General features: G+C 74.6%; 15 protein-coding genes. 7 read left to right on the top strand and 8 right to left on the bottom strand.

Annotation, left to right across the window (positions count from 1 at the left end; genetic code table 11):
• Nucleotides 1–4: 4 nt before the first annotated feature.
• From ACFYXC_RS32620 to ACFYXC_RS32605, 4 genes are read right to left on the bottom strand one after another with little or no spacing between them, the layout of a single operon-like run.
• Nucleotides 5–895 (bottom strand): glycosyltransferase family 2 protein, encoded by an 891-nt coding sequence (locus tag ACFYXC_RS32620; protein WP_389555726.1) that lies wholly within the window; start codon nt 893–895, stop codon nt 5–7.
• Entirely contained in the window at nt 895–2460 is a 1566-nt protein-coding gene (locus ACFYXC_RS32615) for a glycosyltransferase (protein WP_389555725.1), read from the bottom strand. The genes ACFYXC_RS32620 and ACFYXC_RS32615 overlap by 1 nt, the downstream gene beginning before the upstream one ends.
• On the bottom strand, nt 2457–3557 hold the full coding sequence (locus tag ACFYXC_RS32610; protein ID WP_389555723.1) for a glycosyltransferase family 4 protein: 1101 nt from the start codon (nt 3555–3557) through the stop codon (nt 2457–2459). Before ACFYXC_RS32610 ends, ACFYXC_RS32615 begins: the two co-directional genes overlap by 4 nt.
• The gene (locus tag ACFYXC_RS32605; RefSeq protein WP_389555721.1) at nt 3554–4780 is read right to left on the bottom strand and encodes a glycosyltransferase; all 1227 of its coding nucleotides are present in this window, start codon (nt 4778–4780) and stop codon (nt 3554–3556) included. Before ACFYXC_RS32605 ends, ACFYXC_RS32610 begins: the two co-directional genes overlap by 4 nt.
• Nucleotides 4781–5651: 871 nt before the next feature.
• On the opposite strand from ACFYXC_RS32605, the gene ACFYXC_RS32600 reads away from it, so the two are divergent.
• Nucleotides 5652–6986 carry an APC family permease gene (locus ACFYXC_RS32600; protein WP_389555719.1) on the top strand — a complete coding sequence of 445 codons (1335 nt, stop codon included), beginning with the start codon at nt 5652–5654 and terminating at the stop codon, nt 6984–6986.
• Nucleotides 6987–7064: 78 nt separating this feature from the next.
• Here the strand turns inward: ACFYXC_RS32600 and ACFYXC_RS32595 are convergent, their stop codons facing one another.
• Both ACFYXC_RS32595 and ACFYXC_RS32590 read right to left on the bottom strand, forming a co-directional pair.
• Nucleotides 7065–7406 (bottom strand): DUF3140 domain-containing protein, encoded by a 342-nt coding sequence (locus ACFYXC_RS32595; RefSeq protein ID WP_389555718.1) that lies wholly within the window; start codon nt 7404–7406, stop codon nt 7065–7067.
• On the bottom strand, nt 7403–7630 hold the full coding sequence (locus tag ACFYXC_RS32590) for a DUF2945 domain-containing protein (protein ID WP_388908183.1): 228 nt from the start codon (nt 7628–7630) through the stop codon (nt 7403–7405). The genes ACFYXC_RS32595 and ACFYXC_RS32590 overlap by 4 nt, the downstream gene beginning before the upstream one ends.
• A gap of 216 nt (nt 7631–7846) precedes the next feature.
• Here ACFYXC_RS32590 and ACFYXC_RS32585 point away from each other — a divergent pair, with 216 nt between their 5' ends.
• Nucleotides 7847–9532, top strand: coding sequence for a ribonuclease J (locus tag ACFYXC_RS32585; RefSeq protein WP_389555716.1), 1686 nt, complete (start codon nt 7847–7849; stop codon nt 9530–9532).
• 116 nt (nt 9533–9648) lie between these two features.
• Here ACFYXC_RS32585 and ACFYXC_RS32580 read toward each other — a convergent pair whose 3' ends face one another.
• Nucleotides 9649–10209, bottom strand: a complete 561-nt coding sequence (locus tag ACFYXC_RS32580) for a DM13 domain-containing protein (protein WP_389555714.1) — start codon at nt 10207–10209, stop codon at nt 9649–9651.
• A gap of 240 nt (nt 10210–10449) precedes the next feature.
• On the opposite strand from ACFYXC_RS32580, the gene ACFYXC_RS32575 reads away from it, so the two are divergent.
• A complete protein-coding gene (locus ACFYXC_RS32575; protein WP_389555712.1) occupies nt 10450–11463 on the top strand; it encodes an NAD-dependent epimerase/dehydratase family protein in 1014 nt (337 codons plus the stop codon).
• Nucleotides 11464–11563: 100 nt separating this feature from the next.
• On the top strand, nt 11564–11734 hold the full coding sequence (locus ACFYXC_RS32570) for a hypothetical protein (protein ID WP_389555711.1): 171 nt from the start codon (nt 11564–11566) through the stop codon (nt 11732–11734).
• Between the two features lie 19 nt (nt 11735–11753).
• Here the strand turns inward: ACFYXC_RS32570 and ACFYXC_RS32565 are convergent, their stop codons facing one another.
• Nucleotides 11754–12515 carry a response regulator transcription factor gene (locus ACFYXC_RS32565; protein WP_389555709.1) on the bottom strand — a complete coding sequence of 254 codons (762 nt, stop codon included), beginning with the start codon at nt 12513–12515 and terminating at the stop codon, nt 11754–11756.
• A 114-nt stretch (nt 12516–12629) separates the two neighbouring features.
• Between ACFYXC_RS32565 and ACFYXC_RS32560 the strand changes: the two genes are divergently transcribed.
• Genes ACFYXC_RS32560 through ACFYXC_RS32550 form a run of 3 tightly spaced genes read left to right on the top strand, consistent with a single transcriptional unit; the run spans nt 12630 to nt 14871 of the window.
• Nucleotides 12630–13346: a glycosyltransferase family 2 protein gene (locus ACFYXC_RS32560; RefSeq protein ID WP_389555708.1), complete on the top strand. Its 717-nt coding sequence runs from the start codon at nt 12630–12632 to the stop codon at nt 13344–13346.
• Entirely contained in the window at nt 13343–13960 is a 618-nt protein-coding gene (locus tag ACFYXC_RS32555) for a DUF2064 domain-containing protein (protein ID WP_389555707.1), read from the top strand. Before ACFYXC_RS32560 ends, ACFYXC_RS32555 begins: the two co-directional genes overlap by 4 nt.
• Entirely contained in the window at nt 13957–14871 is a 915-nt protein-coding gene (locus tag ACFYXC_RS32550) for a class I SAM-dependent methyltransferase (RefSeq protein WP_389555705.1), read from the top strand. Before ACFYXC_RS32555 ends, ACFYXC_RS32550 begins: the two co-directional genes overlap by 4 nt.
• Nucleotides 14872–14941: the final 70 nt, after the last annotated feature.

Genomic DNA, 14941 nt, shown 5'->3' with positions numbered 1-14941 from the left:
TCTCTTAGGCGTGCCGCCCGCGCAGGTCGGCGGTCGGCGGGTCCTCCGCCGGAGCCCGGCAGGACTCCTCGCGGGGTTCCCAGCGGGCGGCGGAGCGGTTCCAGTGGATCAGTCCGCGCTCGGCGAACGCGTCGAGCCAGCCGGTCATCGGCCACCATCCCCAGCGGCGGTGGAAGATCTCGGCGTTGCGCAGGATGTCGTGCAGGTGCCCGACCGGCGGACTGGCGACCGGGTGGTACTGGTGGAAGGCCGGAGCCCCGCCGACCCAGGTGAGCCGGACACCGGCCGCGCGGGCCCGCTGGCCGTAGTCGGTGTCCTCGCCGCCGTAGCCCTCGTACTCCTCGCCGAAGCCGCCGACCGCGTGCCAGGTGTCGGCCGTCAGCGCGAAGGACAGCGACCAGAACAGCGTGTGGTCCGTACCGGCACGGGTCTCGCCGGGCGCCGGGGCCGGCCGGGCGGGGTGCGGCCCGGCGAGCGCGGGGAGCTCGCGCAGGCGGTAGCCGGCCGGGCCCGGCGGGGGCAGATGGGCGACGGTGCCGCAGAGCAGCGAACGCTGGTGGGCGGGGTCGCGGGCCACCTGCGTATAGCGTTCGAGCAGTCGTTCGCCGGGGACGCAGTCGACGTCCAGGAAGACCAGCAGGTCGGCACCGCGCTCCAAGGCGTGGGCTGCGCCCAGGTTCCGGGCGCGGGCCAGGGGCAGGTTCCCGGCACGCACCGGGCAGTCGACGACGGTCGCGGCGGGCCGCCCGTCGGCGAGGACGGCGCCGAGGTCCGGGTCGTCCATGGCGACGACGACGTACTGGTCCGGCACGCACGTCCCGCCGGCGAGTCCGGCCTGCTGCAGCGAGAGATGCCCGTGCCGCCCGGCCGCGAGAGTGACCACAGCGGTACGCATCAGAGAAACCGCTCGTCTGCTACGGGGGCGCCCTTGTGCGGGGTTGGCCGGGTTGTCGGGGACGGGGTCGGCGGGGCCGCTGTCGCGGGCGAGGCTGGCGTGGCCGCTGTCGCGGGCGTCGCCGGTGCGGGCCGCCCCGGCGTGGGTGGGTCGGTCACGGACCGGGCTGTCGCAGACCGGTCGGCCGCGGCTGTCGCAGGCCGGTCGGTCGCGGCTGTCGCAGGCCGGTCGGTCGCGGCTGTCGCAGGCCGGTCGGCCGCGGCTGTCGCAGGCGAGTCGGTCGCGGACCTGGCCGACAGCGGAGACGGGGTTGGCGGGGCCGCCGTTTCGGGCGAGGCTGTCGCGGGCGTCGCCGGCGCGGGTGGGTCGGTCACGGACCGGGCTGCCGCGGGCCGGTCGGTCGCGGACCTGGCCGACACAGGCCGGTCGGTCGTGGACCCGGCTGCCGCAGGCAAGTCGGTCGCGGACCTGGCCGACACAGACCGGTCGGTCGCGGACTTGGCCGGCACAGGCGCGTCGGTCGCAGACCCGGCTGTCGCAGGCGGGTCGGGCGTGGATCCGGCTGTTTTGGTCAGGGCTGTGGCGGCGTGGGTGGCGCCGTTGCCGGGGGCCCACAGGGGCCATCGGGCGCCGCCGTGCGCGTGGGCCCGTTCCAGCAGGGCGGGCCACTCCTCGGCGGCCGGCCAGCGGGGCACGACGACCGCGAGCCGGCCGCGCGTCAGGGCGCGTCCCGTGGCGGCCTGTTCGCCGAAGGGCCGGTCCTGCGGGACGACCACCGCCGGGCGGCGCGCGGCGGCGCACTCCGCCAGAGCGTTCTGGCCCGCGTGGGTGACCACGACGTCCGCCGCGCACAGGGCGGGCCACGGGTCCGCCGACCAGCCGCCGTCCGGGCCGCCGAGCGTCGTCCACCGCCAGCCGGGCGTCGCTGCCCGCGCGGCCTTCACCTCGCCCGGCGACACGTCCGTCCCGCCCGCCCCCATCAGGAGCAGCACCCGCCGGGGGCGCGACCGGTGCGTACGCCCCGCACCGGCCGCGGGGCGCGGGCGGCCGTCGAAGCGGGAGAAGGCGCCGGTGTGGACCGTCTTGGCCAGCCAGTGCGCCGGCCAGCCGGGTTCGGGCAGCGCGGCCGGCCAGGGCGCGAGGAGCAGCTCGGCCAGGTCGTACGCCGTCCGGTGCGCCGGATCGGTCCGCTCGCCCCGCATCGCCGCCACCGCGACGGGCGTGCCCAGCAGCCGTGCCAGCAGGGCCACTTCCACGGAGACGTCGGACACCAGGAGCCGGGGCGCGGCCGCCCCGATCCACTCCGCGATCCGGGCCATGCGTCCGCGGAGCCCGGCGTGCCGGACGGGCGCCCAGTGCAGCCGGCCGCCCGCCGTCACGTCGCCGAACGCCGCGGGGTCGCCGTCGTCGTCCCTCGGCAGGCGCACCCACCGCCCGGGCCAGGGCCAGTCGTCGGGGGCGGGCAGGGTGGACAGCCCGGTCACCGGCACCGCGCAGTGCGCGGCGACGGCCCGCGCGCGGTTCAGGTGGCCGCTGCCCTGGTGGTGCACGTAGTAGCCGATCACGCCGACACCGACCGGTAGAAGCGCTCGTAGCTGCGGGTCATGACCTCCATGGAGCAGAAGGACTCGGCGTGCCGTCGGGCGGCGGCCCGGGACAGGCCGGTCGTCGGCTCGACGGCCTTCGCCAGCGCCGCGCAGTCGCCGGGCGGCACGAGCCGGCCGCAGTCGTCCGTCACGATCTCCGGCAGCGCGCCGCGGGCGAACCCGCACACCGGGGTGCCGCAGGCCAGTGCCTCCGCGATGACCAGTCCGTACGGTTCGTCCCAGCAGGGGGAGACCACGGCGGCCGCCGAGGAACCGACCAGCTCGCACAGTTCGGGCTGGGGAAGGTGGCCCACGTAGGTGATCGTGCGGTCCAGGCGGGGGCGGATGCACGTCTCGAAGTACTCCGGGTCCCCCACGGGTCCGGCGAGCCGCAGCCCCCGGCCGGCCAGCCGAGCGGCCTCGATCGCCAGGTGGGCGCCCTTCTCGGGGACGATCCGGCCCGACCAGACCAGTTCCTCGCCACCGGGGCCCGGGTGCCAGCGCCGGGTGTCGATGCCGTTGCGTACCACGGTGGCGGCGGGCACCAGGTGCCGCCAGGCCGCCGCGGTGTGGTCGCTGACGGCGCTGAACCGCATCGGGCAGTACGGCGCCGCCTGGACCGCCGATTCGAGCCAGGGGGTGGGCGGGGTGTGCAGGGTGGTGACGACCGGGACGGAGAGCGCGGCGGCCATCGCCACCGGCAGGTAGTGCAGGCTGTTGTTGTGGACGATGTCGTACCGCACCGGTCCGTGCGAGAGGTCGAGCATCAGTTGCAGGTAGGCGTGGTGCTCCGCCAGCCAGTGCGGGGCCACCATGCTGGTGTCCCGCCGGGCGGCCTCGCTGATCCGGGGCGTCCGGAACGGCATCTCCACCACCCCGAGCGCGGGGTCCGAGCCGGGCCCCGCGAAGATCGTGACCTCGTGGCCGCGGGCGCGCAGGGCCTGGGACAGGGTCCAGGTGTGCGCTTCGAGTCCGCCGGCGAAGGGGTCGCGGATCGGGTGCCGGGCGGAGGCGATCAGGGCGATCCGCAAGGAGGCGGGTGCGGGACGCGGCCGGGGCCGCACGGGAGCCGTCACAGCAGGTCCGCGTAGAGCGCTTCGTGCTCCCGGGCGAGCCGCAGGCGTTCGGCCCGGCGGTCCGCCGGGTCGGCCCGCCAGACGGGACGCTCCTCGTAGGCGGTGCGCACCGCGTCCCGCAGCGAGGCCGCGTCCAGCCCCTGGCGGTCGTGGCCGTAGCTGAGGCAGGGGCGTTGCTCAGCGTAGAACCCGCAGGACGGGGCGAGGACGGTGGTCCCCAGGTCGTGGCACGCCTCCAGCCAGCCGGAGTGGGTGCCGAAGCGGTAGGGCAGCACGGACACGTCGAGGTTGATCAGGTAGTCGTAGAGCGCGTCGTCGTCGAAGTAGTCGTGGACGTGCAGCTCCAGCCGCTCCTTGCGGGCCATCTCGCGCAGTTCGTCGAGCACGCCGGGCGCGTACCAGTGGCTCCCCGGGTCGTCGATCTCGGGATGGCAGTCGACGCGCAGCACGGCGTCGGGCAGTTCCGACAGCGCGTCCGCCAGCACGCGGACGACGGGCAGCGGGGCCATGTTGGGGCGGATGCTCTTGGCGTGCACGCCGACCGTGAAGGTGTCCCGTCGCGGCCGGGGGCGTACGAGTCCGGTCTGCCCGACGACGTGCGGGTGCGGCAGGACCAGTGCGGTACGGCCCCAGCGGGCGGCGATCTCCCGTGCGGCGCCCGGGGTGAGGGTGATGAGCCGGTCCGCCGCGGGGACGAGCACGTCCAGCTGTGCCCGGTGCTCGGCCTCGTCCTGGTGGTGGGGATTGACGAGGTCGTGGACGGTCTGGACGAGCGGTTTGCCGTTCCGGCGCAGGGCCTCGACGAGTGCGCGCAGCGCGGCGGGGCTCTGCGCGTCGAAGCCGAAGTGGAGGTGGAAGACGTCGAAGGCGTCGGCGTGCTCGTCGACCCAGCCGGGTTCGAGCATCACCGGGGGCCACCACTGCTGGGAGCCGCTGGGGGCGCCGCAGGGCCGGGGGTCGACCAGGCGGATCACCCGGTCGCCGCCGGGCGGGGACAGATGCCGCACGTAGACGTGGCCGGCGGGGACGGAGGCGACCCGAATGGTCCGCGAGCCCGCACGCACGCGGCCCCCCAACCCGTCGGCCGCCGGGACCGCCGGTGCCGGGTCGGCCGTCCCGCGGTTGGGGCCGGGGCTCGGGCGGACGGCATCCGCATCGTCGCCGGTGGCGGGTGACCGCGGGGCCGGCTTCGCGGGAGGGCGGTGGGCGACAGGTTCAGACACAGGTGCCTCCTCGTTCCGTCCCGCCGGGGCCGGTCCCGGCGGGGCGCCGTGCCGCGCGGAGCACCGTGCGGGCCGTGTCTCCGCGCCCCACCGTCCTCCGCACGCGTCCCGACGGCACGCCGAACGCGACCGACCGGGTGACCACCCCCGGCCCACCGCCCGCCCCACGCCCCCCTCGAAAAGGCACGGGCACCACCCGCCGGACGGTGCGGGGCACCACCCGACCACGCCCATCGTCCGAACGGCGCGGGCACCACCGGACCACGTCAGCCACCCTCCAGAGGGTGCGCGCGCCGCCCGGTCGCACCACCCACCGAAAAGCGCAGGCGCCACCCGACCACGCCCATCGTCCGAACGGCGCGGGCACCACCCGACCACGTCAGCCACCCTCCAGAGGGTGCGCGCGCCGCCCGGTCGCACCACCCACCGAAAAGCGCAGGCGCCACCCGACCACGCCACCCTCGAAAGGCACGGCCGCCACCCGACCACGCCAGCCACCCTCCAGAGGGTGCGCGCGCCGCCGACCACGCCAGCCACCTCCGCAGGGTGCGCGCGCCGCCGACCATGCCACCCACCGAAAGGCGCAGGCGCCGCCCCGTCGCGCCACTCTCCGGAGGCTGTGGGCGGCGCCCGGCCGCCGTCACCCTCCGAAGGCGCAGGCGCCGGCCGGCCGCGCCGCTCCCCGGAGCGTGCGCGCGCCAGCCGGTCGCCGTCGCCCCGCCTGGGTCCGGCGTCACGGCCCGGAACGCGTCGTCGCACGTCACAGCCCGCGCACACCACCCCGCACCCCCTGCACCACCGCCGGAGGCACGACGCAAGCATCCGGATGATTCCTCGCCTGCCGGACACTTCACCGGGTATACGGCACCTCGTGCACACTCCCCATGACACGCCGCCCCGACCCTCGGACACTCCGGCGCAACCGGCGCTCAAGAAGGTCCTCACGGCCCCGCTGCTCTATTTCTTCATCCTCGGTGACGTCCTCGGCGCGGGCGTGTACGTCCTGGTCGGCCAGGTCGCGGCCGATGCCGGCGGCGCCGTGTGGGTCCCCCTCCTCGCCGCACTGTGCCTGGCACTGCTGACGGCCGCCTCGTACGCCGAGCTGGTCACGAAGTACCCGCGCGCGGGCGGCGCGTCGCACTACGCGACGCTGGCCTACGGGCCCTTCACCGGCTTCCTCGCCGGTTTCTGCATGCTCGCCGCCGGCGTCGTGTCGGTGGGCGCCCTGGCCCGCGGGTTCGGCGGCGACTACCTGTCGGAGTTCGTCACGCTCCCCGTCGTGCTCGTCACGATCGTCTTCCTGGCCGCGCTGGCGCTGCTGAACGCGCGGGGCATCAGCGAGTCGACGCGGGCCAACACCGTCGCCACCGTGATCGAGGTGAGCGGGCTGCTGCTGGTCATCGGACTTGGTGCCTGGATCGTGCTGCGCGGCGACGGGGACCTGGGACGTCTGACGGATCTCGGCACGGCGGAGAAGGGGCCCACCGCGGCCGTGCTCAGCGGCGCGGTGCTCGCGTACTACTCGTTCGTAGGGTTCGAGACGTCCGTGAACGTGGCGGAGGAGACCCGCGATCCCCGGCGCGCGTACCCCAGGGCGCTCTTCGGTGCCCTGATCACCGCCGGCGCGGTGTACGTCCTGGTCGGTGCCGCCGCCGCGGCGGCTGTGCCGACCGGGAAGCTGGCCGAGTCCAGCGGGCCGCTCCTCGAGGTCGTCCGCGCGGCCGGCGGCGTGCCCACCGAACTGTTCAGCGCCATCGCCCTGGTCGCGGTCGCCAACGGCGCCCTGCTCACCGGCATCATGTCGTCGCGCCTGGCCTACGGCATGGCACGGGACGGCCTGCTGCCGGGCTTCCTGACCAGGGTCCTGCCCGGCCGGCGCACGCCCTGGGCCGCGATCGCGGCGACCACGGCCCTCTCGCTGCTGCTGGCGCTGACCGGCGACGTGGCCACCCTCGCCTCGACGCTGGTCCTGCTCCTCCTCGTGGTCTTCTTCCTCGTCAACACCGCTGTCCTCGTGCTGCGCCGCGAGGAGACCACCCGCGACCACTTCCGGGCGCCGGTCGTCGTACCCGTCCTCGGAGCGGTGTCCTGCGTGGTGCTGGCGACCCAGATCGAGGGCGAGGTCTGGCTGCGAGGGCTGGCCGTCCTCGCTGTGGGCGCGGCCCTGGGCGCCGTCGCGGCGCTGCGGGTACGGCGTGACCGCTGACCCGGACCGGACCGGACCGGGCAAGGACGGCCCCGCGCCACGCCCGCGCCACGCCGCGCGCCACCCCGCGCCGCCCCGTCACTTCTTCGGGTCGTGGCCCCAGTTCATGAGGGAGTAGCGCCACCGGGTGTCCGTGACGTCGCCGGAGGGCTGCTGCTTGAGGTGCCGGTGCACGTAACCGACGACCTTCCGCATGTGGGCGACGTCGTCGTCCGTCAGGTCGGCCTTCTTCTTCTCCAGCAGTTCGACGATGCGGCGCCCCGAGGCGTGCCCGACGCTCTCCCCGTCGCCGTCCGACTGGCCGACGCTCTTCGAGTCGTCCGTGTCCAGCCACTTCTTGAGGCCGCCCGGCGTCATGTTGACGGCGTCGCCGAACTCCCTGATCGTGTCCTCGCGGCTCGTGTCGCTCCTCGCGGTCACGAGCCGCTGCCCTTCTTGCGCAGCGACTCGGGCCTGTGGACGGCGCTGCGGCCGGACTTGTCGCTCTCGACCTCGTACTGCGGTTCGTCCTTCGAGGCGTCGACGGTCCGTCCCGCCACCTCGGCACGCCCCGTGACCTTCTTCTTCACCTTGCCGGGGACGGTCTGCCCATGACTGCTCCAGGAGACCTTGTCACCCTTCTTGAGCTTCTTGCCCTTCGCCACGCTCCGCACGCTCCCCTCGGCCGGGGTCCCGACATGGGACGACGCTCCCCACTGTCCCGCCCTTCAGGGCGGGCCGCACGCCGGCGGACCACGACGGACCACGGCGGTCACCGGACGAAGCCGGGCGGCCGTGCCGGGGCCCGCGACGCACCGCGTCCGGCGCCCAACCGTGTGGGCAGTGGATCAGCACGGCCCACTCTTCGATAATGTGAGGGTATGAGCCATCCGCACCCAGAACTCAAAGCCGCCCCACCGCTCCCCGACGGAGGGCTGCGGGTCACGGCCCTGGGTGGCCTGGGTGAGATCGGCCGCAACATGACCGTGTTCGAGCATGCGGGCAAGCTGCTGATCGTGGACTGCGGTGTGCTGTTCCCGGAGGAGACCCAGCCGGGCGTGGACGTGATCCTGCCCGACTTCACCTCCATCCGGGACCGCCTCGACGACATCGTCGCCATCGTCCTCACCCACGGCCACGAGGACCACATCGGGGGCGTGCCCTATCTCCTGCGAGAGCGGGCGGACATCCCCGTCGTCGGCTCGAAGCTGACCCTCGCCTTCCTCGACGCCAAGCTCAAGGAGCACGCGATCAGGCCCCGCGCGGTGCGCGTGCGCGAGGGCGACCGGCGCCGCTTCGGTCCCTTCGACTGCGAGTTCGTGGCCGTGAACCACTCCATCCCGGACAGCCTCGCGGTGGCCCTGCGCACCGGAGCCGGCATGGTGCTGCACACCGGTGACTTCAAGATGGACCAGTTCCCCCTGGACGACCGCATCACCGATCTGCGCGCCTTCGCCCGCCTCGGTGAGGAGGGCGTGGACCTGTTCCTCACCGACTCCACCAACGCCGAGGTCCCCGGCTTCACCACCTCCGAACGCGAACTGAACCCCGCGATCGAACAGGTGATGCGCACCGCTCCGCGCCGGGTCATCGTCTCCAGCTTCGCCAGCCACGTGCACCGCATCCAGCAGGTCCTGGACGCCGCCCACCAGCATGGCCGCAAGGTGGCCTTCGTGGGCCGCTCCATGGTCCGCAACATGGGCATCGCCCGCGATCTGGGCTACCTCAAGGTCCCGTCCAACCTGATCGTGAACGTCAAGGAGCTGGAGAAGCTCCCCGCTCACCAGATCACCCTGGTGTGCACGGGATCGCAGGGCGAACCGATGGCGGCCCTGTCCCGGATGGCCAACCGCGACCACGCGATCCGCGTCGGCAAGGGCGACACCGTCCTGCTCGCCAGTTCCCTCATCCCCGGCAACGAGAACGCCATCTACCGGGTGATCAACGGCCTGACCCGGTGGGGCGCCAACGTCGTCCACAAGGGCAACGCGAAGGTGCACGTCTCCGGCCACGCCAGCGCCGGGGAACTCGTCTACTGCTACAACATCGTCCGCCCCCGCAACGTCATGCCCGTGCACGGCGAGTTCCGTCATCTGCGGGCCAACGCCGACCTCGCCATCCGCACCGGCGTCGACCCCGACCGGGTCGTCATCGCCGAGGACGGGGTGGTCGTCGACCTGGTGAACGGCCGCGCGTCGATCACCGGCAAGGTGCCCGCAGGCAACGTCTACGTGGACGGCATGGAGGTCGGCGGCGCCACCGAGGCGTCCCTCAAGGACCGTGTCACCCTCGCTCAGGAGGGCGTCATCACGGTCGTGGCCATCGTCGACGCCGACACCGGCGGACTGGCCGAGGCCCCCGACTTCCTGGCTCGCGGCTTCGTCCACGACGACACCACCTTCGAGCCGGTCGTCCCCGTCATCGAGAAGACGCTCGCCACCGCCGCCGAGGAAGGCGTCGGCGACCCCCACCAGCTGGAACAGCTCATCGCCCGTGCCGTGGCCAACTGGGCCTTCCGCACCCACCGCCGCCGGCCGCTGATCATCCCCGTCATCATCGACGCCTGACCGGGCCGCCACGCGCCCCGGGGAACGACGCGTACGAGAACGTGTACGAGGGGACAGCCGGCGACGAACGGCCGGGTGTCCCCTCGGGTGTGAGGAGCACCGGGTGTGAGGAACGGTCAGGCGTCGGCGAGTTCGGCGGCGCCGAAGGAGACGTCGAAGCGGTCGCACCAGATGGTGACGCTGGTGTACCGGGAGGGTTCGACGTCCTTCGGCAGGAAGTAGTTCTGGCTCCCCTTGTTGCCCTTGAGCCTGCCGAGGCTGACGTACGCGCCGTCGTCGAAGACGTGCCAGCCGGCCCGGCCCTCCCGCACCGGGGCGTCGGTCAGCCACACGCGCAGGTCCGGGCCGTTGCTGGTGTCGAGCCCCACCAGCCGGACCACGTGCGTGCCGTCGGCGAGCCGTACGAGTTTCACGGTGCCCGACGTCGTGTGCTCGTGGCTGATCAGCTCACCGGTGGCCAGGGTCACGGGTCCGGCCGGCGCCGACGGTGCGGAGGACGTCCCGCGGTCCGGTCCCGGGGTCCGCGAGGCGTCCACGACGGCGCCGGGCAGGGATTCCGTCACCGTCTCGTCCTGCCAGAGCTTCCACGGCTGGAACCAGTACAGCCCCGCCCCCACTCCCACGACCAACGCCACCACCAGGCCGATGGCCAGCGGTCCCCTCCGCACGCGCCGCATACCGTCCCTCTCCTCGTTCCGCCGGTCCTGTCGTCACCCAGTTCACCGGAGAGTGGGAGCGCGCGGTCGCGCCGGGCGATGACGAAATCCTTACGTCTCGACGCCGACCCGCACTCCGACCCGCACGCCGGGGCGAACGAGCGGCCGGGCGGGCCGGCCGCCGGGCCGTCGTCTTACGACAACGTGACGTACCCGGCGTGGTCCTGGGCGCCGCGGGTGTGCGGCCCTAGCGTGAGCCGTATGCGTGTACTGGTCACCGGCGGTGCCGGGTTCATCGGGTCCCATGTCGTCGACGTGCTGGCGGAGCGCGGGCACGAGCCCGTCGTGTTCGACGTGGCGGCGGACACCGGCGCGGACGTACGGGACCGGGAGTCGGTCGCCCGTGCGCTGGACGGCGTGGACGCCGTGTGCCACCAGGCGGCGATGGTCGGTCTCGGCACGGGGTTCGCCGACGCCCCGGAGTACGTCTCCCGCAACGACCTGGGGACGGCCGTGCTGCTCGCCGCGATGGCCGAGGCGGGCGTGCGGCGGCTGGTGCTGGCGGGGTCGATGGTCGTGTACGGGGAGGGACGGTACGAGTGCGGGCGGCACGGGGTGGTGCGGCCCGGACCGCGGGACGCGGCCGATCTGGCGGCCGGGCGCTTCGAGCCGCGGTGCCCGGTGTGCGGGGCCGCGTTGTCGCCCGGGCTCGCCGGCGAGGACTCGCCGGCCGACCCGCGCAATGTGTACGCCACCACCAAGCTCGCCCAGGAACATCTGGCCGCGGCGTGGGCGCGCGTGACGGGCGGGACGGCGCTGTCGCTGCGGTACCACAACGTGTACGGGCCCCGGATGCCCCAGGACACCCCGTACGCCGGGGTGGCCTCCTTCTTCCGGTCGGCGCTTGCGCGCGGGGAGGCTCCGCGCGTGTTCGAGGACGGCCGGCAACGGCGGGACTTCGTGCACGTACGGGATGTGGCGGCGGCCAACGCGGCGGCGCTGGAGGCGGACGCGGCGCCGGGGACGCTGACCGCGTACAACACCGGCAGCGGTGAGCCGCACACTGTCGGGGAGATGGCGGAGGCGCTGGCCGCCGCGTACGGCGGGCCCGCGCCCGTCGTCACCGGGGAGTACCGCCTGGGGGACGTCCGGCACATCACCGCCGACTCGTCCCGGCTGCGGGCGGAGCTCGGCTGGCTGCCGGAGGTCGGCTTCGCGGCGGGGATGCGGGAGTTCGCGCGTTCCGGGATGCGGATGCCGATGCGGGGCGCATAGGGCCCCTCGGTCCGATGGTGCCGGGTCGTGGAGGCCGGCGTGCGGATCGTGGCGGACGGCGGGCGGATCGCGGCGGGCGCGGGGATCGTGGAAGGGCGGCGTGCGCATCGGCGAGGCCGGCGGGCGGATCGTGGCGGGCGGCGGGCGGATCGTGGCGGGCGGCGGGCGGATCGTGGCGGGCGGCGCGGGGCGTGGAAGGGCGGCGTCCGCATCGCGGGGCGGCGTGCGCATCGCGGGGGGCGGCGTACGCAGGGCGGGGGCGTGCGCATGAGCGAGGGCGGCGTGCGTCGTCAGTCCTCGCTGTCCCGCCGGTCGGGCCGGGCAGACCCTTCGTCCCCGTCGGCCGGCGTCTGGCCGGGGTCGAAGCGGTAGCCGACGCCCCAGACCGTCTGGATCAGCCGGGGCCGCGCCGGATCGTCCTCGATCTTGCCGCGCAGGCGGCGGACATGGACGGTCACCGTGGACAGGTCGCCGAAGTCCCAGCCCCACACCTCGCGCATCAGGTCCGTGCGGCTGTGGGCGCGGCCCGGGTTGCGCAGGAAGAAGACGAGGAGGTCGAACTCACGCAGGGTCAGGGCGAGTTCGGTACCGTCGCGGGTGGCGCGACGCGCTGCCGGGTCCAGTGAGAGACCGGCCAGGCGCAGGAGACGGGTGTCCGGGGCGGGCCGCGCGCGGCGCAGCACGGACTCGACGCGCAGGACGAGTTCGCGCGGGCTGAACGGCTTGGTCACATAGTCGTCGGCGCCCACTTCCAGTCCCAGGATGCGGTCGTCCTCGTCGCCGCGCGCGGTGAGCATGATGACCGGCACCGGTCCGCGCGTCCGCAGCAGACGGCACACCTCCAGGCCGTCCATGCCGGGCAGCATCAGGTCCAGCACGACCAGGTCGGGCCAGTGCTCGGCGGCCCGGGCCAGCGCGGCAGGTCCGTCCCCGGCACGGGCCACGGCGTACCCGGCACGGTCGAGGTATCCGGCGACGACCTCGGCGACCGTGGGATCGTCCTCCACCACCAGAACGCGCGCCGCCGCCGGCCCACTGGGTTGCTGTTGCATGCCGTCAGCCTCGCACCTCACCCGGCGTCCGGTCCGCCCGTACCGTGCCAGGTCCCCTGACGTCCGCGTTTCGTAAGGACGCGAAGTCTGTTATGTGACTTTTGCCCTCGTAGGGTGAAAGCCGTGACTACCTCTCCCCCTCCTCCGGACGTCGACGTCGTGCTCCCCTGCCTGGACGAGGCCGGAGCCCTGCCCTGGGTGCTGGCCAGGATCCCGGCCGGATGGCGCGCGCTGGTCGTGGACAACGGCTCGACCGACGGTTCGGCGGACGTCGCCCGCGAACTCGGCGCGAGCGTGATCCATGAACCGCGCCGCGGCTTCGGCGCGGCCTGCCGGGCGGGACTGACCGCCGCCGAGGCCGACATCGTGTGCTTCTGCGACTGCGACGCCTCACTCGACCCGTCGCTCCTCGTCCCCTTCGTCCGCGAGGTGGCGGACGGCCGGGCCGATCTGGTGCTCGGCAGGAGGCGCCCGCAGGGCCGGGGCACCTGGCCCACGCACGCCCGGGCCGGCAATCTGGCGCTCGCCCGGATGCTGCGCCGCCGCACCGGGCTGCGCCTGCACGACCTGGGCCCACTGCGCGCCGCCCGCCGCGAACCGCTTCTCGCGCTCGGGCTGACCGACGCGCGCAGCGGCTATCCCCTGCAGATGGTGGTGCGCGCCGCCGACGCGGGCTGGCGCGTCACCGAGCACGACGTGCCGTATCTGCCGCGCGTCGGCAGCTCCAAGGTGACCGGCACATGGCGGGGCACCTGGCAGGCGGTACGGGACATGCGCCGCGTCCTGCGCGAACCGGTGGCCCCCACGACGGCGGGTGGAGTACGCCGGTGACCACTCTCCTCGTCATCGCCAAGGAACCCAGGCCGGGGCGGGTGAAGACCCGGCTCACGCCGCCCTTCGACGCCGAGTCGGCGGCGGCCCTCGCCGAGGCCGCCCTCGTGGACACCCTGCGGGCGGTGGCGGCGGCGCCCGCGCGCCGCCGCGTGCTGGTGCTCGACGGAGAGCCCGGCCCGTGGCTGCCGCCCGGCTTCGACGTCGTACCGCAGCGAGGGGGCGGGCTGGACCGGCGGCTCGCCGCGGCCTTCGCCGGCTGCGACGGCCCGGCCCTGCTCATCGGCATGGACACCCCGCAGGTCACCCCGGACCTGCTGACCGTGGACTTCGCCGGATGCGACGCGTACTTCGGCGGAGCCGAGGACGGCGGCTTCTGGGCCCTGGGCCTGGCCGAACCGGACCCCGCACTCCTGCGCGGAGTGCCCATGTCGACGTCCGCCACCGGCGCCGTGCAGCGCGGCCGGCTCGTCGCCGCGGGTCTACGGGTCCGCGACCTGCCGCTCCTGAGGGACGTCGACACGGCCGACGACGCCGAGGCCGTGGCCGCGCTCGCGCCGCACAGCCTGTTCGCGGCGGAACTGGCCCGGCTGCGGGCGGTGGGCACCCGATGAGCGACGCGCGACGGGAAGCCTCGGGGCGGGAGACCATGGGGCGGGAAACCTTGGGACGGGAAGGCTTGGGGCGGGAGACCATAGGTCGGGAGGCCCCGGCGCGGGAAGCCGCCGCACGGCCGACCGTCGCACGGCAGACCACCCGGCAGGAGGCCAACGGGCGGTCCTGGACGGCAGACCCGTACGCCGACGCCCTGCGCACCGGCCGGGGACCGCTCTTCCTGCGCCGTCACGACGGCTGGCTGCTGCCCCTGGAGGTGGAGCGCTGGTGCGCCCGCGCCGACGCGGTGGACCTTCAGGTCCTGGGGCGGTGCGAGGGAGCCGTCCTGGACGTGGGGTGCGGGCCGGGGCGGCTGGTCGCGGAACTCGCCGCGCGAGGGCGGCCCGTGCTGGGCATCGACGTCAGCCGGGCCGCCGTCGCCCACACCCTGCGGCTCGGCGGCCAGGCCCTCACCCGTTCGGTGTTCGACCCGCTGCCCGGCGAGGGCCGCTGGGACACCGCTCTGCTCCTCGACGGCAACCTCGGCATCGGCGGCACCCCGTCCGCTCTTCTGGGCCGAATGGCCGAACTGCTGCGCCCCGGCGGCCTGTTGATCGCCGAGACGGTCCCCGTGGACGTGGACGAGCGTGCCGAGGTCCGCCTCGTGAGCGGCACCGAGGCCGGCCGGGGAACAGGGGCGGCGTTCCGCTGGGCCCGGCTCGGCACCCCGGCGCTGCTCCGGCACGCCCGCCCGCTCGGCTGGCACGCCGCCGAACGGTGGACGGCGGACGGGCGCTCCTTCGTCGCCCTGCGCAGCCGCACCGCCGGTGGCAGCACCGGTGGCAGCGCCGAACCGACGGACAGCAGGGCCGTGATCGGCGGCCGGCGGCCGGGGAAGCCACGCGCCGACAGCGTGGGGGCGGACCGGTAGCGCTCCACAGCCGGCCCGCCGGTCAGCGGCGGCCGCACCGGCGGGAGCGGCCCGGACGCGGTGGCGGGCT

The organism is Streptomyces sp. NPDC002701, from assembly GCF_042889045.1.
Lineage (GTDB): Bacteria > Actinomycetota > Actinomycetes > Streptomycetales > Streptomycetaceae > Streptomyces.
This window is presented reverse-complemented; position numbering and strand designations above follow the sequence as displayed.

Coding starts and splice junctions, on each gene's coding strand:
- ACFYXC_RS32620 (WP_389555726.1), bottom strand. CDS start 895: ATGCGTACCGCTGTGGTCACTCTCGCGGCCGGGCGGCACGGGCATCTC.
- ACFYXC_RS32550 (WP_389555705.1), top strand. CDS start 13,957: ATGAGCGACGCGCGACGGGAAGCCTCGGGGCGGGAGACCATGGGGCGG.
- ACFYXC_RS32575 (WP_389555712.1), top strand. CDS start 10,450: ATGCGTGTACTGGTCACCGGCGGTGCCGGGTTCATCGGGTCCCATGTC.
- ACFYXC_RS32580 (WP_389555714.1), bottom strand. CDS start 10,209: ATGCGGCGCGTGCGGAGGGGACCGCTGGCCATCGGCCTGGTGGTGGCG.
- ACFYXC_RS32565 (WP_389555709.1), bottom strand. CDS start 12,515: ATGCAACAGCAACCCAGTGGGCCGGCGGCGGCGCGCGTTCTGGTGGTG.
- ACFYXC_RS32585 (WP_389555716.1), top strand. CDS start 7,847: ATGAGCCATCCGCACCCAGAACTCAAAGCCGCCCCACCGCTCCCCGAC.